At 65.8% G+C, this 21,616-nt stretch carries 19 protein-coding genes and 1 riboswitch; of the genes, 6 read left to right on the top strand and 13 right to left on the bottom strand.

From position 1 onward, the window contains the following. Nucleotides 1-57 precede the first annotated feature (57 nt). From ACP4XC_RS04365 to ACP4XC_RS04355, 3 genes are all read left to right on the top strand, one after another. Complete coding sequence (locus tag ACP4XC_RS04365) at nucleotides 58-768, top strand: response regulator transcription factor (protein WP_427175010.1); 711 nt, start codon at nucleotides 58-60, stop codon at nucleotides 766-768. Between the two features lie 2 nt (nucleotides 769-770). Then, nucleotides 771-2,231, top strand: a complete 1,461-nt coding sequence (locus tag ACP4XC_RS04360) for a sensor histidine kinase (RefSeq protein ID WP_427173647.1) — start codon at nucleotides 771-773, stop codon at nucleotides 2,229-2,231. A gap of 104 nt (nucleotides 2,232-2,335) precedes the next feature. After that, entirely contained in the window at nucleotides 2,336-2,623 is a 288-nt protein-coding gene (locus ACP4XC_RS04355; RefSeq protein WP_427173646.1) for a WXG100 family type VII secretion target, read from the top strand. A gap of 33 nt (nucleotides 2,624-2,656) precedes the next feature. On the opposite strand, the gene ACP4XC_RS04350 is transcribed toward ACP4XC_RS04355, so the two are convergent. The 6 genes from ACP4XC_RS04350 to ACP4XC_RS04325 all read right to left on the bottom strand — a co-directional run bounded on the left by ACP4XC_RS04350 (nucleotide 2,657) and on the right by ACP4XC_RS04325 (nucleotide 8,478). Beyond that, nucleotides 2,657-3,664: an RNase H family protein gene (locus ACP4XC_RS04350; protein ID WP_427173645.1), complete on the bottom strand. Its 1,008-nt coding sequence runs from the start codon at nucleotides 3,662-3,664 to the stop codon at nucleotides 2,657-2,659. Nucleotides 3,665-3,819: 155 nt separating this feature from the next. Next, the gene (gene groL / locus ACP4XC_RS04345) at nucleotides 3,820-5,448 is read right to left on the bottom strand and encodes a chaperonin GroEL (protein WP_427173644.1); all 1,629 of its coding nucleotides are present in this window, start codon (nucleotides 5,446-5,448) and stop codon (nucleotides 3,820-3,822) included. Nucleotides 5,449-5,740: 292 nt separating this feature from the next. Next, complete coding sequence (locus tag ACP4XC_RS04340; RefSeq protein ID WP_427173643.1) at nucleotides 5,741-7,060, bottom strand: ABC transporter substrate-binding protein; 1,320 nt, start codon at nucleotides 7,058-7,060, stop codon at nucleotides 5,741-5,743. Next, on the bottom strand, nucleotides 7,060-7,263 hold the full coding sequence (locus ACP4XC_RS04335; RefSeq protein WP_427173642.1) for a cold-shock protein: 204 nt from the start codon (nucleotides 7,261-7,263) through the stop codon (nucleotides 7,060-7,062). Before ACP4XC_RS04335 ends, ACP4XC_RS04340 begins: the two co-directional genes overlap by 1 nt. A 204-nt stretch (nucleotides 7,264-7,467) precedes the next feature. Continuing rightward, on the bottom strand, nucleotides 7,468-8,115 hold the full coding sequence (locus tag ACP4XC_RS04330) for a LytR C-terminal domain-containing protein (RefSeq protein ID WP_427173641.1): 648 nt from the start codon (nucleotides 8,113-8,115) through the stop codon (nucleotides 7,468-7,470). 48 nt (nucleotides 8,116-8,163) lie between these two features. Then, on the bottom strand, nucleotides 8,164-8,478 hold the full coding sequence (locus ACP4XC_RS04325) for a DUF3263 domain-containing protein (protein ID WP_427175009.1): 315 nt from the start codon (nucleotides 8,476-8,478) through the stop codon (nucleotides 8,164-8,166). 144 nt (nucleotides 8,479-8,622) lie between these two features. On the opposite strand from ACP4XC_RS04325, the gene ACP4XC_RS04320 reads away from it, so the two are divergent. Next, a complete protein-coding gene (locus ACP4XC_RS04320) occupies nucleotides 8,623-9,390 on the top strand; it encodes a uracil-DNA glycosylase (protein WP_427173640.1) in 768 nt (255 codons plus the stop codon). Nucleotides 9,391-9,510: 120 nt separating this feature from the next. Continuing rightward, complete coding sequence (locus tag ACP4XC_RS04315; RefSeq protein ID WP_427173639.1) at nucleotides 9,511-10,350, top strand: siderophore-interacting protein; 840 nt, start codon at nucleotides 9,511-9,513, stop codon at nucleotides 10,348-10,350. 65 nt (nucleotides 10,351-10,415) lie between these two features. Here the strand turns inward: ACP4XC_RS04315 and ACP4XC_RS04310 are convergent, their stop codons facing one another. Both ACP4XC_RS04310 and ACP4XC_RS04305 read right to left on the bottom strand, forming a co-directional pair. Then, entirely contained in the window at nucleotides 10,416-11,912 is a 1,497-nt protein-coding gene (locus ACP4XC_RS04310) for a threonine/serine ThrE exporter family protein (RefSeq protein WP_427173638.1), read from the bottom strand. 29 nt (nucleotides 11,913-11,941) lie between these two features. Beyond that, the gene (locus tag ACP4XC_RS04305) at nucleotides 11,942-13,015 is read right to left on the bottom strand and encodes a lipid II:glycine glycyltransferase FemX (protein WP_427173637.1); all 1,074 of its coding nucleotides are present in this window, start codon (nucleotides 13,013-13,015) and stop codon (nucleotides 11,942-11,944) included. Nucleotides 13,016-13,129: 114 nt separating this feature from the next. Between ACP4XC_RS04305 and ACP4XC_RS04300 the strand changes: the two genes are divergently transcribed. After that, nucleotides 13,130-13,684, top strand: a complete 555-nt coding sequence (locus ACP4XC_RS04300; protein ID WP_427173636.1) for a TspO/MBR family protein — start codon at nucleotides 13,130-13,132, stop codon at nucleotides 13,682-13,684. A 45-nt stretch (nucleotides 13,685-13,729) separates the two neighbouring features. On the opposite strand, the gene ACP4XC_RS04295 is transcribed toward ACP4XC_RS04300, so the two are convergent. The 5 genes from ACP4XC_RS04295 to gcvP all read right to left on the bottom strand — a co-directional run bounded on the left by ACP4XC_RS04295 (nucleotide 13,730) and on the right by gcvP (nucleotide 21,217). Next, entirely contained in the window at nucleotides 13,730-15,157 is a 1,428-nt protein-coding gene (locus ACP4XC_RS04295) for an L-serine ammonia-lyase (RefSeq protein WP_427173635.1), read from the bottom strand. A gap of 172 nt (nucleotides 15,158-15,329) precedes the next feature. Further along, nucleotides 15,330-16,652, bottom strand: coding sequence for a serine hydroxymethyltransferase (glyA, locus tag ACP4XC_RS04290; protein ID WP_427173634.1), 1,323 nt, complete (start codon nucleotides 16,650-16,652; stop codon nucleotides 15,330-15,332). After that, nucleotides 16,649-17,044: a glycine cleavage system protein GcvH gene (gene gcvH / locus ACP4XC_RS04285; RefSeq protein WP_427173633.1), complete on the bottom strand. Its 396-nt coding sequence runs from the start codon at nucleotides 17,042-17,044 to the stop codon at nucleotides 16,649-16,651. Before gcvH ends, glyA begins: the two co-directional genes overlap by 4 nt. 108 nt (nucleotides 17,045-17,152) lie before the next feature. Continuing rightward, entirely contained in the window at nucleotides 17,153-18,316 is a 1,164-nt protein-coding gene (gene gcvT, locus ACP4XC_RS04280; protein WP_427173632.1) for a glycine cleavage system aminomethyltransferase GcvT, read from the bottom strand. A gap of 12 nt (nucleotides 18,317-18,328) precedes the next feature. Then, nucleotides 18,329-21,217, bottom strand: coding sequence for an aminomethyl-transferring glycine dehydrogenase (gene gcvP / locus ACP4XC_RS04275; protein WP_427173631.1), 2,889 nt, complete (start codon nucleotides 21,215-21,217; stop codon nucleotides 18,329-18,331). Nucleotides 21,218-21,410: 193 nt separating this feature from the next. Continuing rightward, nucleotides 21,411-21,509, bottom strand: a riboswitch (glycine riboswitch). Nucleotides 21,510-21,616: the final 107 nt, after the last annotated feature.

The raw sequence follows: 21,616 nt of genomic DNA, 5'->3' as shown, positions 1-21,616 counted from the left end.
TCGGACACACATCAAACGCCCAGAAAACTTCCAGATTCTGGGAGCATCATGGGAGTTATGAAAAAGAACGGCCCTGAAGCCAAGCTCCTCGTCGTGGATGATGAACCGAACATCCGTGAGCTGCTCTCCACCTCTCTTCGGTTTGCCGGCTTCGAAGTTGTCTCTGCCGGCAGCGGGCGTGAAGCTCTTGCCGCGGCCGAGCTCCATGCACCGGACCTCGCGGTCCTGGACGTTATGCTGCCCGATATGGACGGCTTCACCGTGACCCGGCGGCTCCGCGCTTCCGGCAAGCGGTTCCCCGTGCTGTTCCTCACGGCCAAGGACGACACCGAAGACAAAGTGACCGGCCTGACCGTGGGCGGAGACGACTATGTCACCAAACCGTTCAGCCTGGATGAGGTGGTGGCCAGGATCCGTGCCGTTCTGCGCCGCACGCAGCCCATGATGGATGACGACGCAGTGATCCGGGTGGATGATCTGGAGCTCGACGACGACGCCCACGAAGTGCGCCGTGGCGGAACGGTCATTGAGCTCTCGCCCACGGAATTCAAGCTGCTGCGCTACCTCATGCTCAACCCGAACCGGGTCCTGTCCAAGTCCCAGATTTTGGACCACGTCTGGGAATACGATTTCAATGGCGACGCCTCGATCGTGGAGTCCTACATCTCCTACCTCCGGCGTAAAGTGGACATCGATCCGGATGCTCCGGCTCTCATCCAGACCAAACGCGGAGTCGGCTACGTCCTGCGGACGGCCGAGAAGCGCTAACGTTGCTGCAGCGTTGGAAGGCAGCGTCGCTGCGGTCCCAGCTGGTCGCCATCATGATGGCGCTGATGCTGGTGGCCCTCACCGTCACCGGCACCGGCACTCTGACCCTGCTTCACAGCTACCTTCAAGGCCAGGTGGACGACAAGCTCACGGCCGCCGTCACCTCCGTTCGCCAGCAACAGTCCTTCAGCCAGCTCCAGGACCAGAATCCCAGCGTCCCCACCGACTATTCGCTGATGCTGATCACCCCCGGGCTGCCCCCCGTGGTCTTCGGCGGAAACAAGGACTCCCACCCGAACATCAGCAGCTTTTCCGCCACTGACGCCAGGGACCGCGAGCAGGCGCCGTTCCAGGTCCGTGGCACTGACGGCCGTAATTGGCGCGTCGTTGCATTGAACGTCGTGGACGGCCAGCGCAGCGCGGTGGTGATCATCGGGTTGCCGTTGTCCCCCGTGGACTCGGTGATGGAGCACGCAGCCCTGGTGGTGGTAGGCGTGGGGCTGTTGACGCTGGTCCTGGCCTTCTTCATCGCCACGTGGACCGTCTCACGGTCGTTCCGGCCGCTGGCAAGGGTGGAGAAGACCGCAGCCGCCATCGCCGCCGGAGATCTCTCCAGGCGAGTGGACGTGGAAAATCCCGGCACCGAGGTGGGCCGCCTGGGCAGCTCCCTCAACGCCATGTTGTCCCACATCGAGTCGGCTTTCGCCGCACGGATGGCATCAGAAGAGCGGATGCGCCGTTTCGCTGCCGATGCCTCGCATGAGCTTCGGACCCCTCTTGTGACCATCCGTGGTTTCTCGGAACTGTACCGCCATGGCGCCCTCAGCACGGAGGAGGATGTTGCAACAGCCATGGGCCGGATCGAAAGCGAAGCCAAGCGGATGGGCTCCATGGTCGAAGACCTCCTGCTCCTGGCGCGGCTTGATGAGCAGCGCCCGCTGCAACAGAAGCCCGTGGATCTGCTGCTCCTCGCCAATGATGCCGTGGTGGACACGCAGGCCAGCGCCCGGGGCCGGGTTATTTCCCTGACAGGACTCGACGGCGGGGCCCCCGCTGCTGCTCCAGTTCTCGGAGATGAAGCCAAGCTCCGGCAGGTGCTGGGGAACCTGGTGGGAAATGCTCTGCGCTACACACCGGAGGGAACTCCCATCGAGCTTGCCGTGGGTACGCGTGCCGGGGAGGACGGTCAGCGGAGGTCCGTTATTGAAGTCCGCGACCACGGCTCCGGTATCCCGGACGAAGAGGCTCCCCGGATCTTTGAGCGCTTCTACCGTGCCGACACGTCCCGGACCCGGGAAACCGGCGGAAGCGGCCTTGGCCTGGCCATCGTGGCCGCCATTGTGGGTTCGCACGCCGGCAGTGTCCGGGTGGAGAAAACCGCGGGAGGCGGGGCCACCATGGTGGTCAGCCTTCCGTTCCAGGACGAAAACGCCCAACAGCGCAGCGACGTTATCCACATATAGTCCTCCATCGTGGCGCGCTTTTCTCTCCGCCCCTTAGGCTCGACGCAGCGGCCCGCATCATGGAGCCGCCCAGCCGAATCTCCCCGACGTCGAGAGGAAAAACCATGAGCATCATCTCCGTTGACCCAGAGCTCCTGCAGCTCAAGTCAGCCAATGTCCAGGCCACAGTGGACCGAATCAGCGCGGACGTCCAGGCTATGAAGCGCGGCTTGGACGAGCTTCAGGGAACGTGGCGGGGCTCCGCCGCCACCAACTTCCAGGCCCTCGTCACGGAATGGACGCTCACTCAGGGCAAGGTCGAAGCCTCGCTGGCGTCCATCAATCTGGCCCTGAACTCCGCAGCGGCCAGCTACGCCCAGACCGAGCAGGGCAACACCCAGCGCTTCAGCTAGCCCTTACACCTCGCGCAGGGAGCTTGTGGCATCCTAGGCCTCCGGTGTCCCCTGATGGAAGCGGAGCCGCCACTGCGCGCCATCCAGGACCCACAGGGAACTGCGCAGGTCAGCGCCCTTGTACCCCTGGGTGCGGTACGTCAGCAGCACCGCGCCGGTTCCGATGCGGTCCGTTCCCAGCACCTCGATCTCGGTGGCCGGGGCCGGGTTCTCCTCAAGTGCCATCATCACCGCGTCACGGTTCCACATCCGTCCGGAACTGCCGATCTCGGTAAATTCCGGGTGAAGCAGCACGCCGGTACGGCCAATGTCCGCCCGGACGTCCGGGCGGAGCAGTTCCCGTTCGAGTCCTACGACGATTTCCTCGGGGCTGGCTTCGCCGGCGGTTGCCGCAGCGAACAGTTCGGTATCCAGTTCGCTAAAGAGGTCGGGCTCGCTATAGCGGCCGTCAGCAAAAAGCTCCTGCTGACCGCTCCTCTGCTGCACGCCATGGCCAGCCGCTTCCTCGGCGGGGCGGCGGGCACCAGCCGGGGCTACAGAGGCCGCGGGGGCCGATGCTGTCGCGGCAACGGCGCCTGCCGTGAATCCAGGGCCCGACCTCACGGCCACGCCCTGCTGGTACGCCGTTGCGGCCGCCCGGGCCCGGTCGTCCGCTGCTTCGTTGAGGTCATGCCCGGCGTGGCCGCGCACCCATTCAAAGGTGTACTTGCGGCCTTTGAGTTCCTTATCGATGTCCTTCAGAATGTCCACGTTCAGGACCGGCTTGCCATCGGACTTGCGCCATCCCTTACGTTTCCAGCCCGGCATCCATTTGGTGACGGAGTTGATGACGTATTGGCTGTCGCACAGGATGTGGAGGTCCTCGTCCGGGAGATGTGAGGTGGCTCGGAACAGGTCCAGCACGGCCATCAATTCGCCCTGGTTGTTGGTCCCGTGCGGCCAGCCCCCGGCCCGCCAGCAGTCATCGTTCACATACCAGGCCCACCCGGCAGGGCCGGGATTTCCTAAAGCCGAACCGTCGGCTGCTGCAGTAATCGTCACTTCACTATCCTGCCAGACCGGGAAGTCACCCGGCGCCCAACGGAGAAGGGATGCCCACCGGAAACCATTAGCGATAGCAGCAGCATCGTTAAAGACGACGGCGGCCCCACCCGAAAGTGGAACCGCCGTCGTACAGTGGCTCGGGGGCCGGGAGGTTAGAAACCGCCCATGCCGCCCATGTCTTCGCCGCCACCCATGGCCGGAGCGTTCTTCTCCGGCTTGTCGGCCACAACGGCCTCGGTGGTCAGGAAGAGGCCCGCGATGGAAGCCGCGTTCTGCAGGGCAGAGCGGGTCACCTTTACGGGGTCGTTGATGCCGGCTGCAAGCAGGTCGACGTACTCGCCGGTTGCTGCATTGAGGCCGTGGCCTGCGGGCAGGCCGCGAACCTTGTCCACAACAACACCAGGCTCCATGCCGGCGTTGAAAGCAATCTGCTTCAGCGGGGCATCGATGGCAACGCGGACAATGTTCGCGCCCGTTGCTTCGTCGCCGGAGAGCTGCAGGTTGGCGAACGCCTTGGCACCTGCCTGAATCAGGGCAACGCCACCGCCGGCGACGATGCCCTCTTCAACAGCAGCCTTGGCGTTGCGGACTGCGTCCTCAATGCGGTGCTTGCGTTCCTTGAGCTCAACTTCGGTCGCGGCACCGGCCTTGATGACTGCAACGCCGCCGGCCAGCTTGGCCAGGCGCTCCTGCAGCTTCTCGCGGTCGTAGTCGGAGTCGGAGTTTTCGATCTCGGCGCGGATCTGGGAAACGCGGCCGGCGATCTGGTCAGCGTCGCCTGCACCCTCGACGATGGTGGTCTCGTCCTTGGTCACAACAACCTTGCGGGCGTGGCCGAGGAGTTCGAGTCCGGCGTTCTCGAGCTTGAGTCCGACTTCCTCGGAGATGACCTGGCCACCGGTAAGGATGGCAATGTCGGCCAGCTGCGCCTTGCGGCGGTCCCCGAAGCCCGGAGCCTTGACGGCAACGGACTTGAAAGTGCCGCGGATCTTGTTGACGATCAGGGTGGCCAGGGCCTCGCCCTCGATGTCTTCGGCAATGATCAGCAGCGGCTTGTTGGACTGCATGACCTTTTCCAGGACAGCAACCAGTTCCTTGACGTTGGAGATCTTGGAGTTGACGATCAGGATGTACGGGTCCTCAAGGACCGTCTCCTGGCGCTCGGCGTCGGTGACGAAGTAAGCGGAGATGTAACCCTTGTCGAAGCGCATGCCTTCGGTGAGTTCAAGCTCGAGGCCAAAGGTGTTGGACTCCTCGACGGTGATAACACCTTCCTTGCCCACCTTGTCCAGCGCTTCTGCAATCAGTGCACCGATTTCGTCGTCACCGGCGGAGATCGAAGCGGTTGCGGCGATCTCTTCCTTGGTTTCGATTTCCTTGGCGGAGGCGAGGAGCTCGCGCGTGACGGCTTCCACGGCCTTCTCGATGCCGCGCTTGAGGGACAGCGGGTCAGCGCCGGCCGCGACGTTGCGCAGGCCTTCCTTGACCAGGGCCTGTGCCAGCACGGTTGCCGTGGTGGTCCCGTCGCCGGCGACGTCGTCCGTCTTCTTGGCAACTTCCTTGACCAGCTCGGCGCCGATCTTTTCGTAAGGATCGTCCAGCTCGATCTCCTTGGCGATGGAAACACCATCGTTGGTGATCGTGGGGGCGCCCCACTTCTTTTCGAGGACGACGTTGCGTCCACGCGGGCCGAGGGTGACCTTGACGGCGTCGGCGAGGATGTTCAGGCCCCGCTCGAGACCGCGGCGTGCCTCTTCATCAAATGCAATGATCTTGGCCATAACGGCAGTAGTCCTTTCGGGACAGTCGTTAAGAATGAACCTTCGCTGCGGTGCCCGCGACGGACGATCCTTCACCGGTGGCCTCTGTATGCCGCCGGATGGGATCTCACCCCAGCCAGGTATTTCTTTCGCTCCCTGTCCTGTTTGCTTGGTGCGGAACCGGCCGAACCGGCCGGTGCATTAGCAGTCAGTCCGTGGGAGTGCTAAGTCAATAATTAGCACTCCCCCGGGGAGAGTGCAAGCAGTGACCGCACGAAAGGGCCTCCCCGCGCGTCCAATACGCTACGAGCGATCAGCTGCCCGAGCGGGCTGCGGTTTCGGTGCCGGCCATCTTGGCCGTGTTGTCCGCTCCGTAGAGGTAAACCATATAGTTTGCGGCGGTAACATCGCCGTTCGCATCGAAGCCGATGCGCCCGGACTGGCCGTCGTAGTCGGGCGCCTTGCCGGACTTGGCGACGTCCACGCACTCCTTGTAGCTTTTGCACGGCACAGCCGCTTCGGCTGGCTGGTGGCCGGCGGCGGATGGCGGCGATCCCCCGGAGACGGCAACCAGCTTCGACGCGATGGAGGTTCCGGCGTCGTCCTCCGCCACAGCCGCAGCGAGGGCGGCGAGGTTCACGGCGTCATATGTCTCAGCGGCGAAGGTCATATCCTTGAGGCCCGGATCGACCGACACGAGCCCGGCCTGGAATTCCGCGGAGGGGAAGATGCCGGGCAGGATCCCCCGTGCGCCGTCAAGCGCCTTGGAACCCAGTGCCGAGCCGTACTGGCTCATGGCGCCGTCGCTGAGGATCAGCTTCTTCCCTGCCAGGCCGGCGTTATTGAGCTCGGCAATGGCGCCTTGAGCACCCTCCCGCGCCACCAGAACGACGGCGTCGGGAGCCGACGCCTTTGCGGTCCCCGCCGCCTGCCGCGCATCACCGGCCGGGAACTCGGCGTCCGTCACCGGCGCCAGGCCGGACTGCTGGGCGGCGGTCTTCACCGCTGCGGAAACGTCCGTGCCGTAGCTTCCTGCTTCATGGACGATGGCCAGGTTCTTGGCGCCCGCGTCCTTGGCCAACTTGACCAGGACCGCTGCCTGGGCGACGTCGGCCGAGGCGGTACGGAAGTAGTATCCGCCGCTCTTGTACTTGCTCAGGCCAAGCGCGGAATTGGCGGGCGAAATCACGGCCACCTTGGCCCTGGCGAGTACGTCGATAGCAGCCGCGGCCCGGCTCGAATCAGTGGGGCCGACCACCACGTCCGCCTTGGCATCCACCAGCGCCTTGGCTTGGGCAGCCGTATCCTCACCGGTCTTCTCCGGCAGCAGCTCCACGGGTTTGCCCTTGTGGCCGCCGGCCGAATTGATCTCCTGAACTGCCAGTTTGGCAGCGGCCAGCTCCGAGGCGTTGAGGAAGCCCTGTTTCCCCGTGTTGTCCAGGATCAGGCCGATCCGCAGGGTGCCGTCGCCGCTGGCGTCCGCGGAGTCCAGGCGGGCATTCCCGGCCGAGCCCCCGCAGCCGCCGAGGATGATGGCAGCTCCCGCGGCCAGTGCCACCGCACGAGCGCCCCGCAGGCGTCCCCGACGGTGCATGGCGCGGCTCTCAGCGCCTGGCGCCGTGGGTTCAAGCATCAGGCGGGCCGGACGTTTTCTGCCTGGGGACCCTTTTCACCCTCGCCCACCTCAAGCTCCACGCGCTGGCCTTCGTCCAGCGCCCGGTAGCCCTCGCCCTCAATCGCGGACCAGTGAACGAAGACGTCGTCCCCGGAGCCGTCAACGGTGATGAAGCCGTAGCCCTTTTCGGCGTTGAACCACTTCACGGTTCCCAATGCCATAGTGTCCACACTCTCAGCTAGCTTCCGTACGGCCCACGTCCATGTGCGCCGTGAATACAGGTTAAACAGTTGGTTCAATTGGAGGTCAGCAATCACTGTATCCACCAGACATTCCGATGGGCAGGCCCGGGTTTGCGTGGCACGGAATAGTTATTCAGGCGTAACCGGATTCCGTTGCCGCAGCAGGCCAGTCCGGGTTCGGAGTTACTGGAACCCGGGCCCGAGGACCACCACAACCGGCATCTGGAACTGGGCCGAGTCCACCAGTTTGGTGATCTTGAGCAGCGACCCCAAGGCCTCGGCGTTGGCTTTCTGCGCTGCTCCGCTGTAATAGATGACGGACGTGCTTTGCGGCAAGCCGCCCCAGTTCCCCACCGGCCCCAGTGCCCAGCCAGCCGCGGAAACGCTCCCGCTCACCCGGCTCGCAAGGCCGGATGTGGTGGTTCCGTTGTAAACGGCTACCGGCTGTGTCTTGTCAACGGCCTGACCTGCCGCTTCCGGCGCGATGGACGGGCCGTCGCCGGCCGAGGACGTGGGGCCGGGTGCGTCCGACGCCGAGGGTGCGGGACTGGACGATGCCGGAGCCGACGCCGCTGTGCCTTGGGGCGCGGTGGGCGAGGCGGACGCGCCGCTTACCGATGACCCGGCTGCCATCAACGGGGTGCTGCCTTTGGAGAAGCCCAGCTGGGGCAGGAAGAGGAAGGCAATCAGGCCGATCACCAATGCCGCAACGCCTACCGCCAACACGGGCACCAGCCGGTGGCGGGGAGCATCTGCTGCGGCCCGGTGGACACCTTGGCGTGAAGAGGTCTCCGGGACCCTGTCGAATTCATCCCGAGCGAATTTGGTCATGGTAAAACGGTGTCCTCGCTGATTTTGCTGATGGCCCAGCCCTGACTTCTAAGCGTCAGAGCCCAAACGACGCGCGGTGCGCGCCCGTTGGCGTGACGTACGTAGTCTACGCAATCTCTTGACCAGCATGGGGTCATGAGCCAAAGCATCCTCAGTGTCAATCAATGTGTTGAGGATCTGGTAGTAGTGCGTGGCCGAAAGGTCGAAGAGTTCGCGGATGGCCTGCTCCTTGGCGCCGGCGTACTTCCACCACTGCCGTTCCAAGGCGAGCATCTGCTGGTCCCGCCCGCTCAAAGCCCGGCCGGCCGGAGCCTGTTCGACGGGGCGGGCGCGGCTGGCGGTCCCGCTGCCGGAGTCAGCCAGGGGCCGTTGGTCCTGTATTGGTTCTGCCACGGCGCACTCCTTCGCTGAGTTCGGGTCTAAAGTCTCATCCAATGGTACGGGCGAACAACAAGGCTGTCATTTAGGCGGTCGTCTTCCTCCCATGCCGCCTGCAAGAATGGACGCGTGTTTGATTCCGAACCGTTGTTCGAGCTGGAGCCGATTGCCGGGGACACCACGGGATTCGCCGAGATGGTGAACCTGCCTCTGGACACGCTGGTGACAGCGGACTGGGCGCAAGCCCTGGCCCCAGTCGAGGGCGCCCTGCGCAGGGTCCTGGCCTTTCTTGCGGCCGAAGTCGCCGCCGGGCATCAGGTGCTGCCATCCCCGTCCAACGTCCTGCGTGCCTTCCGCCAGCCGTTCGCTGCCGTCAAGGTCCTTATTGTGGGGCAGGACCCGTACCCCACTCCAGGCCACGCCGTGGGGCTGGCCTTTGCGGTGGACGGCCGCACCAGGCCCATTCCGCGCAGCCTGGCAAACATCTATAAGGAACTCGAAGCGGATCTGGGCATCCCGGCCCGGGTCCACGGCGATCTCGGCGCCTGGACGGAGCAGGGAGTGCTGCTGCTCAACCGCGTTCTCAGCGTGCGGGCGGGTTTAGCCGGTTCGCACCGGTCAAAAGGCTGGGAAGAGGTTACGACGGCGGCGATCACCGCCGTCGCCTCCCGTCATGCCCCGGATGGCCGCCCGGCGCCCTTGGTGGCCTTGTTGTGGGGCAAGGATGCCGAGAGCGTCCGCCCCCTGCTGGGCGAGACCCCTGTTCTGGCCAGCGCGCATCCCAGTCCGTTGTCCGCTGCACGCGGCTTCTTCGGCTCGCGGCCTTTCAGCCATGCCAACGCCCTTCTGAAGGAACAGGGCGCCGATGCAGTGGACTGGACGCTGCCCGTTCTCTGAGGAGTGACGCGGGCGCCGCTCCCGACCCGAGCGAGGGCCGCCTGCGGACGCGGGTGTAATGCGGCCGCCCGGGCTGCCAGGGCCGGCCCTGTCCGGTCCCGGTGGCCTAGGCTTGCTCTTATGACTTCCGTGCCCGCAGCCACATCAGCCACCCGCAAATCGCGTCCGCAGACGAACCTCACGGTACTCCGGCGCGAGGAACTCTCGCCCCACATGGTCCGCATCGTGGCGGGCGGCGACGGCTTTTCCGGCTACATAAACAATGGCTATGTGGACAGGTACGTCAAGATCGCCTTCCCGCAGCCGGGCGTGGAATACCCGCAGCCGCTGGACTTGTGGGCGGTCCGCGAAACAATGCCCCGCGAGCTGTGGCCATACACCAGGACTTACACGGTCCGGTGGGTAAATGAGGCCGCACACGAGCTGGCCATCGACTTCGTCATCCACGGTGACGAGGGCCTCGCAGGACCGTGGGCGGCTACGGCCCGGCCCGGTGACAACCTGGTCTTCACCGGCCCCGGCGGCGGCTACAACCCCGATCCGGCGGCCGACTGGCATCTTTTCGCCGGCGATGAAGCGGCTCTTCCTGCTATCGCGGCGGCCCTCGAAGCGTTGCCCCAGGATGCCCGCGGCCTCGCATTCGTGGAGGTGGACAGCGACGCCGAGATCCAGGCCATCGCCGCGCCGGCCGGCGTCACGATCGCCTGGCTCCCCCGCGGGGGCGTAGCCGCAGGTTCCAGCGAACTGCTTGTCAACGCCGTGCGGGACGCCCAGTGGCTGGAGGGCAGGGTGCAGGTCTTCGCCCATGGTGAGCGCGGCTACATGAAAGCACTGCGCGAGGTGCTCTTCGTTCAGCGCGGCTTGGAACGCGGGCAGGTCTCACTCTCCGGATACTGGGCCAAGGGCCGTGTGGAGGACGACTTCCAGGCCGAAAAGAAGCTTCCCATCGGGCAGGTCTAACCCGGCCCGCCGCGCCGGCTTGCCGATGTGGACCGGCCTGGACCCCGGGCGTGCTGGGCGGTGCCCTAACGACGGCGGGCGCGGCGCCGCTCGTTGCTCGCCAAGCTGCGCGTGAGGGGTCGTGCCAGCGTGTCGCCCAGCACGATACCTGCCGCCACACCAAGGACAATAGCTCCTGCGTTCAACATGCCGCCGGCTCCCATGAGGATTTCGGATTCCTCAATGGTCAACACGTACATAGAACGGAATATGGTCAGCCCCGGAAGCAGGATCAGCGCCGCCGGGACGGCCACCACAAGCTGCGGCGCGCCCATCTTCAGTGCGACCACCCGGGCCAGCAAACCAATGACCACGGCCGCCAGCGCGGGGGCCAGCCGGGCTCCCATTCCGATCTGGGCTCCCCCCAGCAGCACCAGATAGCCCACCACGCCTATGGCCGCGGTGGGCAGCAGCAGCTTCCACGCGGTCTGCTCCGTGATGCCGATGGCAACCACGGCGATGGCGACCATGATGATCAGCGCCCATAAGGGATACGCGGGCGGGAATGTTTCTGTCACGTCGATGGGCTGCATTCCCATCATGGCCCCGACCACGAAGGCCACCGAGATGCCCGCTACCAGCGCGCCGAAGGTCAGCATTGTTGACAGGAAACGGCCGGCCGCCGTCACGGGGAAGCCGTTGATGGCGTCCTGCACGGACGAGACAAGCCGCCCGGTTGGCAGTAGCAGCAGAATGCCGCCCACCACCACAATGGCCGGTGCAATCTGGATTCCCATGGGACTGCCAAAGCGCCACAGGAGCAGCGCGATGAAGGTCACCAGAAAAGCGCAGGAGGCAGTGGTGAAGAAGTCCGGCACCCGCCAGCGGCCCAGTTGCCGGGCCAGCAGGCTGACGAGCAGGTTGGAGAGAAAGGCAATTGCCGACGCGCCCGGGCCGCCGCCGAGCACTCCGACAAAGACGGCCGAGAACACCCCGAAGGCAACCGTGACCATCCAGCGGGGGAAGGGTTTGGAGCTGCGGATTATTTCCTCGAGCCGGCGGACCGCTTCGTCCCGGCCCACCCCGCCGGCAACGATGTCCGTGACGAGCTGGTGGACTTTGGCCAATCCGGCGTAGTTGTTGGTCCAGGACCGCACTACCCGCAGTAGCGATATGGGGGTCTGATCCTTCGGGGCATAGTTGATGGCCACCGACTGGTTGGTGATGTCCACTTCGATGTGCTTCAGTCCGAGCGCCGCCGTGATGGCGATAATGCTGGTTTCCACTTCCAGGGCACCGGCCCCATAACGGAACATGGACTCGGCAAGGTGGAGCGCGAAGTCGATGGTTTTCCGGGCGGAGGTGTCCACACCGCCCACCTGGATCATCGGGTTGGCATACGGGCTTCCCGCGAGGCGGTCCACAATGCTCAGTGGCGCGGTGGGCGGGTTTTCGCCCTGCACGAGCCGCCGGAGCATCCGCTTGGCCGCGGCGTCATGGCGAACCTGAATCGGCGACAGCGGCTCGGTGCGGGGCAGTCCCCCGGCGGGCGGGCGGCGGCGGCCGTCTGATGGTTTGGTCACGCCGGCCTCCTCATGGCTTGGCAATCGGTTTAGTAGAACTGCTGGCCGGTGCGGCGTGTGTACACCTGGCGTGCCACGCGTTCACCGGCGGCGATCCATGCTTTGTACTTAAGCGGACTGATCACCTGGTCATAACAGCCCACGAAGTCTGTGACCGTTTTGCTGAAACTCGTCTTGAACAGACCAAGGCCGTGGAAGGGATTGGAGGTGTCCTTGAGCTTGTCGCTGGGAGGGGTCCCGCAAAAGTCGTATTCGGTGCAGCCCAGATCCTTGACCTGGTTGATGGCTGTCCACTGCACCAGATGGGAGTCGCCATACTGGCTCCGCTTCTGCAGCGAGCCGCCGTCCTTGTAGGTCCCCTTGCGCCCGTAGTTGATCACAAAGGCGCCGACGGAGGGCACGCCGTTTTCGTACACGAAAAGGAGCCGGCCCTGGCCCCGGTCAATGAAGTTGGTCCAGAACTGGCGGTAGTAGTCATACTCGCGGACGCGGACCTGGGACTTGGCCTCCACGGTGGTGGTCATGAGCGAATACATGGACCGGAAGTTCTCTTCCGTGGGTTCCACGTTGTGGACCTCCACACCTTCGCGGATGGCACGGCGGACGGCGTTCCGGCCGCGGGAGTGCAGGTTGCGGAGCAGCTGGTTTTCCTCCGGTGCGATATCCAGCAGCGCGGTGGAGTCGTTGGGCTGCAGGTTGTGCGTCTTGACCAGGCCGGCGCCCTCGAACACGGCCCTTGCGTGCTCGGAGAGGACGATATCCGGCTCAATCTTGATGGCGAAGACACCGAGCTTGGCCCTATTCACGAAGTCGGCGTTCGCGGCGGTGATTCCCGGGATGTCCTCCACAGCCGCCACATCGGGGCCCTTGATCAAGTACCACAGCTTTCCCAGGAGCGGAAAGGACTTCTCCAGGACCAGGTTGTAGCTTGTGTAATCCGCCGTCTCGTAGACCAGGTGAAGGGGTTTCCAGCCAAAGTGCTGCTTGACCTCGGCGAAGGCTTCCGATTGCAGGAGATTGCCGCCATTGGGGTTCGCGGTGACGTGGGCATCCCAGTTGGCGATCTCTTCGGCAGAGGCAAAGCGGGCAGTGAATTCACGCAAGGGTGCGGTATCCAATCATTGCGGTACGAGCGTCGGCGGCATGCGGACATGCAGCCCCAAGTCTATCGGTCCGTGCCGTGCCGCCGGTTCGGCCAAGGCGGTTACGCTGGTCTCATGCAGGCTCAGCAAGAACCCACTGAAGGCCGTCCCGGAGCGTCGGGCAGCCGCCTTCGCGGCTCCGGCATGGGCTCCCAGGCCATCGCGCTGTTTCTGTTCCTCGGCGCGTCCGCGCTAGTGGCGGCCCTCGGCGGCCTGGCCACCGCCAGCCACGTCCACGGCTGGTACGCCGCAGCGGACACGGCGCCCTGGTCTCCTCCCAATGGGGTCTTCGGACCGGTCTGGACGGTGCTGTATGCCGGCATGGGCGTCGCTGCGTGGCTGGTTTGGCGCACCCGCGCCGAGGGGGCAAGGACGGCTCTCACCGCCTACGGCGTCCAGTTGGTTCTGAACCTGCTGTGGACCCCCGCCTTCTTTGCCCTCTACCCGGTTCTTGGGACGCCGGCGCTGTGGATCGGATTCGTGATCATCGTGGCCCTGGCCCTGGCTGTCGCCGCGACCGTGCTGCTCTTCGGACCGATCAGCAGGACCGCAGGACTGCTGATGCTGCCTTATCTGTCCTGGGTCGTGTTCGCGTCCTCATTGAATCTTTGGGCCGCTTTGCACAATTAGCCGCGGTTGGGCGCCAACTGGCGCTAGCCAGCGCCCGCTGGCTCCCTAGCACTCCACCACGTTGACGGCGAGGCCGCCCATGGCGGTTTCCTTGTACTTGGAGGACATGTCCTTGCCTGTCTCGCGCATGGTCACAATGACCTCGTCCAGGGAGACCCGGTGCGAGCCGTCGCCCCAGAGCGCCATCTTGGCCGCGTTAATGGCCTTCGCGGCGGCGATGGCATTGCGTTCGATGCACGGGATCTGCACCAGGCCGCCGATCGGATCGCAGGTCAGGCCGAGGTTGTGTTCCATGGCGATTTCCGCGGCGTTTTCCACCTGCTGGGGCGTGCCGCCCATGACCTCGGCCAGTCCGGCGGCGGCCATCGAGGACGCCGAGCCCACCTCGCCCTGGCAGCCCACCTCCGCCCCGGAGATCGAGGCCTGCTCCTTGTACAGCACACCGATGGCGGCCGCGGTCAGCAGGAACTTCACCACCACATCGTCGCGGTCCTGTTGGGTGGCCTGGTCCATGCCGGGGGCGAAGTGCAGCGCGTAATACAGGACCGCGGGGATGATTCCGGCGGCGCCGTTGGTGGGGGCGGTGACAACCCGGCCGCCGGAGGCGTTTTCCTCGTTCACGGCCAGAGCGATCAGGTTCACCCATTCCTGCCAGTACTTCGGGTCCCGGGAGCCGGGATCCTGGCCGCGGGTTTCCTTCAGGAGGCGCTCGTGCCAGTCCGGAGCACGACGACGGACCTTCAGGCCGCCCGGCAGGAGGCCCTCGCGCTTGAGGCTGACCTCCACGCAGCCCTCCATCACCGAATAGATGTGCAGCAGCCCCTCCCGGATTTCCTCCTCCGTGCGGGAGGCCCGTTCATTGACGAACATGATCTCCCCAATCGAGAGGCCCTTTGACTGGCAGCGGCCCAGCAGTTCCGCGGCGGTGCGGAACGGCAGGGGAAGTTCCTTCTTGGACTCGTCCAGTTCCTTCAGGGCCGCTTCCTCCTCGCCCTCGCGGACGATGAACCCGCCCCCAACGGAGAAGAACGTGGCCTTGTGCAGGATCTCCCCGCCAGCGTCCGTGACGGTGAACGTCATGCCGTTGGTGTGCCGGGGCAGGATCGTCAGGGGACGCAGGATCATGTCCTTCACCCCGTACGGCAGGGGCACGCCGTTTCCCTCTCCTGCGCCGGCCAGCTGGAGAGTGCCGGTTTCCGCGATCGTGGCGAGGCGTTCCTCCACTTCCTCCGGGAGGATCTTTTCGGGATGGAAGCCCTCCAGGCCAAGCAGGATCGCGGTCATAGTGCCGTGGCCGTGGCCCGTGGCGGCAAGCGAACCGTAGAGGTCCACCCGCAGTCCGGCCACCTTCTCCAGGTCCCCGGAGGTCTTAAGCTCTTCGGCGAAGACGGCGGCGGCCCGCATGGGGCCCACGGTGTGCGAGCTGGATGGCCCTATTCCGATGGAAAAGAGGTCGAAGACTCCAACAGCCATTGTCGGTTCCTAACTAGGTCTTGCTGTGGCCCGGCAGAGGGTCTTGCCGGTGGGAGGTGCGGCCGCCGGTGGGAGGCAGTCCTGCCTGATGCACGACGCCGGGCGGCGGCTTCTGGCCGCGGCCCGCCCGGCATCGTGATCTGTACTGCTTCTACTACCTGTAATACGGCCCTTAGGCGAGGTTATCAACCGAGGGGTAGAGCGGGTGGGCGGCGGCGAGGGCCTCCACCCGGTGGCGCAGGCCGGAGAGGTCCGCGCCGGCGTCGGCGGTCAGTGCCTCCGCGATGATGTCCGCTACCTCGGCGAACGCCGCCTCGCCGAAGCCGCGGGTGGCCAGGGCGGGGGTGCCGATGCGGAGCCCGGAGGTGACCATCGGCGGGCGAGGGTCGAACGGCACGGCGTTGCGGTTCACGGTGATGTCGATTTCCGCGAGGCGGTCCTCGGCTTCCTGGCCGTTGAGCTCGCAGTTGCGCAGGTCCACCAGGACCAGGTGCACGTCCGTGCCGCCGGAGATCACGTTGATGCCCTGTGCGGTGACGTCAGGTTGGACCAGACGCTCGGCGAGGATCCGTGCGCCGGCGAGGACACGTTCCTGGCGTTCCTTGAACTCCGGGGACGCGGCGATCTTGAAGGCCACGGCCTTTCCGGCGATCACGTGCTCCAGCGGGCCGCCCTGCTGGCCGGGGAACACGGCGGAATTGATCTTCTTGGCGATGTCGGCGTCGTTGCTCAGGATGATGCCGCCGCGCGGACCGGCGAGGGTCTTGTGCGTGGTGGAGGTGGTGACGTGGGCGTGCGGCACCGGTGAGGGGTGCAGCCCGGCCGCGACGAGCCCGGCGAAGTGTGCCATGTCCACCATCAGGTAGGCGCCCACGGAATCGGCGATCCGGCGGAACTCGGCGAAGTCCAGCTGCCGGGCGTATGCGGACCAGCCGGCGACGATCAGGGCCGGCTGGTGCTCCTGGGCGAGGCGTTCGACCTCGGCCATATCAATCCGGTGGTCATCTTCGCGGACCTGGTACGGGATGACGTTGTACAGGCGGCCGGAGAAGTTGATCTTCATGCCGTGGGTGAGGTGGCCGCCGTGCGCCAGGTTCAGGCCCATGATGGTGTCACCCGGGCGGATCAGGGCGTGCATCACGGAGGCGTTGGCCTGTGCGCCGGAGTGCGGCTGGACGTTCGCGTATTCGGCGCCGAACAGGGCCTTGACCCGGTCGATCGCGAGCTGCTCGATCACGTCGACGTGCTCGCAGCCGCCATAGTAGCGCTTGCCCGGGTAGCCCTCGGCGTACTTGTTCGTCAGGACGGAACCCTGCGCCTGCATGACGGCCCTGGCGGTGTGGTTCTCCGAGGCGATCATCTCCAAACCGTCGCGCTGGCGGGTGAGCTCGTCGTCGATCTTTGCGGCGATCTCCGGGTCCAGCGCGGACAGGTCCGCGTCCAGGGATGCGGAGACGACCTGCTGGAAGCTGGTGGTTGCCCCGGCCGCGCTCACAGTTCGCCGCCGTTCTTGGATGCGTACTCCTGGGCCGAGAGCAGCGGTCCGTCGGACTCGGCGGCGACCTTGAAGAGCCAGCCGGCACCGTAGGGGTCGCTGTTGATCAGCGCGGGGTCATCGACGACGGCCGGGTTGATTTCGGTGACCTCGCCCGTGACGGGGGCGTACAGGTCGGAGACGGACTTGGTGGATTCGACCTCGCCGCAGGTCTCCCCCGCGGTCACGGTGGCGCCGACCTCGGGCAGGTCCACATAGACGATGTCGCCGAGCGCATCCGTGGCGACGGCCGAGATGCCGATAGACACAATATTTGATCCGGCGTTGCCGGAGTCCCGCGCAACCCACTCGTGCTCGTCGGAGTACTGCAGTTCAGGGGCAACTTTTGCCATGTGTTTTTTTCCTAAGTCTTGGAGTGGTCTTGATGCTAAACGGTGAGCTGATCGTGAGGGGCGGGCCGCCCCGGAGCCGGCCACAGCTCCGGGGCAGGCCGCGCCGGGCTACTTTTGGCGCTTATAGAAAGGCAGTGCGACAACTTCGAAGGGCTCAGCCTTGCCGCGCAGGTCGATGTCCAGGGCCGTGCCCGGCTCGGCGAACGCGACGTCAACGTAGGCCATGGCAATCGGGTAGCCAAGCGTGGGGCTCGGCTGGCCGGAGGTGACTTCGCCAACCACTGCGCCGTCTTTGAGGACCGGGTAGTGGCCGCGGCCGGCCCGGCGTCCGAGGCCTTTAAGGCCGACGAGCTTGCGTCCTGTGGTGGTGCCGGCGCCGGCCGCCTTCTTGGCGGCGAGGGCCGCCTTGCCGACGAAGTCGCCTTCTTTGGAGAGCGCCACCACCGGGCCGAGTCCGGCAGCGAACGGGTCGCCGTCGAGGGAGAGCTCGTTGCCGTAGAGCGGCATGCCTGCCTCAAGGCGGAGCGAGTCGCGGGATGCGAGTCCGGCGGGGGTCAGCTCGCCGTCTTCAGCGATCGCGACGAGCGCCTGCCAAAGGGCGGCGGCGTCATCGTTGGCGACGAAGATTTCGAAGCCGTCCTCACCGGTGTAGCCGGTGCGGGCCAGCAGGAGTTCCTGGCTGACGCCGCCCACCAGGAAGGGAACTTCCACGGCGGCGTAGTACTTGAGGTCCGTGACGAGGCTGTGCTGCGCCGCCGGAACGAGGCGGAGCAGGATTTCCTCCGCTTTGGGGCCCTGCACGGCGATTAGCGAGGTCGAGGCGGAGGCGTCCTCGACGGTGACGTTGAACCCTCCGTCCTTACCGGAGCCGGCCCGCTGGGCCAGTGCCGCGGCCACCACGTTGGCGTTGCCCGCGTTGGGGACCACGAGGAACTTATCGGTGCCGTCGGCCGACACCGGGCGGCGGTAGGTGATGAGGTCATCGATGATGCCGCCGTCCTCGTTGCAGATCAGCGAGTACTTGGCCTTGCCGATCGCCATCGCGGAAATCTTGCCGACCAGGGCGTAGTCCAGGAAGGCTGCGGCGTCCGGGCCGGTGACCCAGACTTCGCCCATGTGGGAGAGGTCGAACAGGCCCGCGGACTTTCGGACGGCGTGGTGCTCGGCCAATTCGGAGGAGTACTTGAGCGGCATCTGCCAGCCGCCGAAGTCCGTGAAGGACGCGCCGAGCTTCTTGTGCTCTTCGTAAAGGGCCGTGTAGTTCTCAGTCATCGGTTGCTGTCCTTAGTTGGTGGAGGCGTCGGAGTGGTCCTCGAACGCTTCAAGTGGTGGGCAGGAGCAGATCAGGTTCCGGTCGCCAGCCGCGCCGTCGATCCGGCCCACGGGCGGGAAGTACTTGTCCTGCCTGAGCGTGTGGACCGGGAAGACGGCCTGTTCGCGCGGGTACTCCCGGGTCCAGTGGGTGCTGATCACGGCGGCCGCGGTGTGCGGGGCGTTGCGGAGCGGGGAGTTTTCCACGGTGAATTCGCCGTGGGCCACCTGGTCGATTTCGGCGCGGATGGCGATCATTGCGGTGATGAACCGGTCGATCTCGCCGAGGTCCTCGGACTCGGTGGGCTCGACCATCAGGGTTCCTGCCACCGGGAACGCGAGGGTGGGGGCGTGGAAGCCGTAGTCGATCAGCCGCTTGGCGACGTCCTCGGCGGTGACCCCGGTCTTGGCCGTGAGTTCGCGCAGGTCCAGGATGCATTCGTGGGCCACCAGACCGCCCTCGCCGGTGTACAGCACCGGGAACGAGTCGTTAAGGCGGGCGGCGATGTAGTTCGCGGCGAGGAGGGCCGACTTGGTGGCCTCGGTGAGGCCCTGGCCGCCCATGAGCTTCACGTAGGCCCAGGAGATCGGCAGGACCCCGGCGGAGCCGTAGCGGGACGCCGAGATCGGTGTGCCTCCGGGGCCCTTGGCCGGAGCTGCGCTGTTGGCATCGCCCGGCATAAACGGTGCGAGGTGGGCCTTGGCCGCGACCGGGCCTACCCCGGGGCCGCCGCCGCCGTGCGGAATGCAGAAGGTCTTGTGCAGGTTCAGGTGCGAGACGTCGCCGCCGAACTGCCCGGGCTGGGCCAGACCCACCAGGGCATTGAGGTTGGCGCCGTCGATGTAGACCTGCCCGCCGGCGGCGTGGACCGCGTCGCAGACCTCGCGGACGTCGGCGTCGTACACCCCGTGCGTGGACGGGTAGGTGATCATGATCGCGGACAGGACGTCCTGGTGCAGTTCGATCTTCGCAGTGAGGTCCGCGTGGTCGATCGTGCCGTCAGAAGCGGTCGCCACGACAACGACCTTCATGCCTGCCAGCACGGCCGAGGCGGCATTGGTGCCGTGGGCGGAGGCCGGGATCAGGCAGATGTTGCGCTGGTCGTCGCCGCGGGAACGGTGGTAGCCGCGGATCGCCAGCAGCCCGGCGAGCTCGCCTTGGGATCCGGCGTTGGGCTGGATCGAGACCTGGTCGTAGCCGGTGATCTCGGTCAGCTGGGCTTCGAGGTCCCCGATCAACTCGCGCCAGCCCTCGGTCTGGGACTCGGGCGCGAAGGGATGGATGGAGGCGAACTCCGGCCAGGAAATGGCCTCCATCTCTGCCGTGGCGTTCAGCTTCATGGTGCACGAACCCAGCGGGATCATGGTGCGGTCCAGGGCAAGGTCCCGGTCCGAGAGGCGGCGGATGTAGCGCAGCAGCTGGGTTTCGGAACGGTGGGTGTTGAACACCGGATGCTGAAGGTAGTCGGACGTGCGCTCGACGGCGGGGTCCAGGCCGAACCCATCGACGGAATCCACCACGCTGGCGCCGAACGCGGCAACGACGTCGGCGACGATGGCCGCCGTCGTGGCTTCATCGGTGGAGATGCCGACCGTATCGGTGTCGATGGCGCGCAGGTTGATGCCCTTGGCCTCGGCGGCCGCGATGATTTCGGCAGCCTTGCCCGGCACGGACACGGTGACGGTGTCGAAGAAGGACGTGTGCAGCACATCCAGCCCAGCGGCCTTCAGTGAGGCGGCGATGGTCCTGGCGTGGCCGTGGACAGCTTCGGCGATGGCTTTGAGCCCGTCGGGGCCGTGATAGACAGCGTAGAAGGAGGCCACGATGGCCAGCAGCGCCTGGGCGGTGCAGATGTTGGAGGTGGCCTTCTCGCGGCGGATGTGCTGCTCGCGGGTCTGCAGCGCCAGCCGGTAGGCGGGGACGCCGGCGTTGTCCTTGGAGACACCCACGAGGCGGCCGGGCATGGAGCGCTCAAGGCCCTTCTGGACCGCCATATACGCGGCGTGCGGGCCGCCGAAGAACAGCGGCACGCCGAAGCGCTGGGCGGAGCCGACGGCGATGTCCGCGCCCTGCTCCCCGGGCGAGGTGATCAGCGTCAGGGACAGCAGGTCGGCGGCCACCGTCACGAGTGCGCCGCGTTCCTTGGCGTCCGCAATGACAGCCGAGTGGTCAAACACGCGGCCTGAGGCACCGGGCTGCTGCAGCACGACGCCGTTGATGACGCCCTCGGGCAGGCCTTTGGACAGGTCCGTGACCTCGACCTCGAAGCCCAGGGCTTCGGCCCGGCCCTTGACGACCGCAATGGTCTGCGGCAGGCAGTCGGCGTCGAGGACAGTCTTGCCGTCATGGGCCGTCTTGTTCTTGTTGGCGCGTCGCATCATCAGCACTGCCTCGGCCACGGCGGTGGCTTCGTCCAGCAGCGAGGCATTGGCGATGGGCAGGCCGACGAGGTCCTGGACCATTGTCTGGAAGTTCAGCAGCGCCTCGAGCCGGCCCTGGGAGATCTCCGGCTGGTAGGGCGTGTACGCGGTGTACCAGGCCGGAGCTTCGAGAATGTTGCGGCGGATCACCGGCGGGGTGAGGGTGTCGTAGTAGCCTTGCCCGATCATCTGCACGGCCGTCTTGTTCTTCGCGGCCAGCTTGCGCAGTTCGGCGAGGACTTCCACTTCGCTGAGGGCTGCGGCGAGCGCGAGGTCGGAATCCTGCCGGATGTCCTTCGGAACGGCGGTATCCACCAGGGCGTCGACAGTGTCGTAGCCGACGGCCTTCAGCATGGCGTCGACGTCGGACTGGCGGCGGGCGCCGATGTGCCGGTCAACGAAGGACGTGGACGCTGGGGTAACAGTCACAAGGAACTCCATAACTCAGGCGGCGCAGGGTACGCCACATCGATTCGGGTTCCTCCCCGCTCTGTATTGGACCTGAGAGTTTCCGCGCAGCCGTGCTCTCGCATGGCTCCGCTTGCACCGTCGGTGAGCACGGCGTGACCAGAACCGCCGTCCTGAATATCCAAGGGACGGTGGGTTCGGGCAGCCTGCTGCTTTCCAGAGTTGCCTTGCCGCGGCGGTACGTGGGCCTGAGAGGTTCCTGGGGAGGATTTGCTCCTACGGCGCCTGCTTGTACCTACTTGCAGAACTCTCCCGCCGCAGATCAAAGGCATATTAAATTAGCGGTGACAACTGTCACAACTGCCATTGTCCTATGCCTGAGACGCGTCTGCAAACTGTGAGGCGTCGGCCCGCTGTCCCCGACGGCGCCAC

It is taken from the genome of Arthrobacter sp. 92, from assembly GCF_050260325.1.
Taxonomy (GTDB): Bacteria; Actinomycetota; Actinomycetes; order Actinomycetales; family Micrococcaceae; genus Arthrobacter.
The sequence above is the reverse complement of the archived record's forward strand: the minus strand, read 5'-3'. Positions and strand labels throughout refer to the sequence as shown.

Bases quoted from the DNA above. Each gene is read 5' to 3' on its own strand.
- ACP4XC_RS04295 (WP_427173635.1), bottom strand. From the start codon at position 15,157: ATGGCTGTTGGAGTCTTCGACCTCTTTTCCATCGGAATAGGGCCATCC.
- gcvT (WP_427173632.1), bottom strand. From the start codon at position 18,316: ATGACTGAGAACTACACGGCCCTTTACGAAGAGCACAAGAAGCTCGGC.
- groL (WP_427173644.1), bottom strand. From the start codon at position 5,448: ATGGCCAAGATCATTGCATTTGATGAAGAGGCACGCCGCGGTCTCGAG.
- ACP4XC_RS04340 (WP_427173643.1), bottom strand. From the start codon at position 7,060: ATGCTTGAACCCACGGCGCCAGGCGCTGAGAGCCGCGCCATGCACCGT.
- ACP4XC_RS04330 (WP_427173641.1), bottom strand. From the start codon at position 8,115: ATGACCAAATTCGCTCGGGATGAATTCGACAGGGTCCCGGAGACCTCT.
- ACP4XC_RS04355 (WP_427173646.1), top strand. From the start codon at position 2,336: ATGAGCATCATCTCCGTTGACCCAGAGCTCCTGCAGCTCAAGTCAGCC.
- ACP4XC_RS04300 (WP_427173636.1), top strand. From the start codon at position 13,130: ATGCAGGCTCAGCAAGAACCCACTGAAGGCCGTCCCGGAGCGTCGGGC.
- ACP4XC_RS04365 (WP_427175010.1), top strand. From the start codon at position 58: ATGAAAAAGAACGGCCCTGAAGCCAAGCTCCTCGTCGTGGATGATGAA.
- gcvP (WP_427173631.1), bottom strand. From the start codon at position 21,217: ATGGAGTTCCTTGTGACTGTTACCCCAGCGTCCACGTCCTTCGTTGAC.
- gcvH (WP_427173633.1), bottom strand. From the start codon at position 17,044: ATGGCAAAAGTTGCCCCTGAACTGCAGTACTCCGACGAGCACGAGTGG.
- ACP4XC_RS04335 (WP_427173642.1), bottom strand. From the start codon at position 7,263: ATGGCATTGGGAACCGTGAAGTGGTTCAACGCCGAAAAGGGCTACGGC.
- ACP4XC_RS04315 (WP_427173639.1), top strand. From the start codon at position 9,511: ATGACTTCCGTGCCCGCAGCCACATCAGCCACCCGCAAATCGCGTCCG.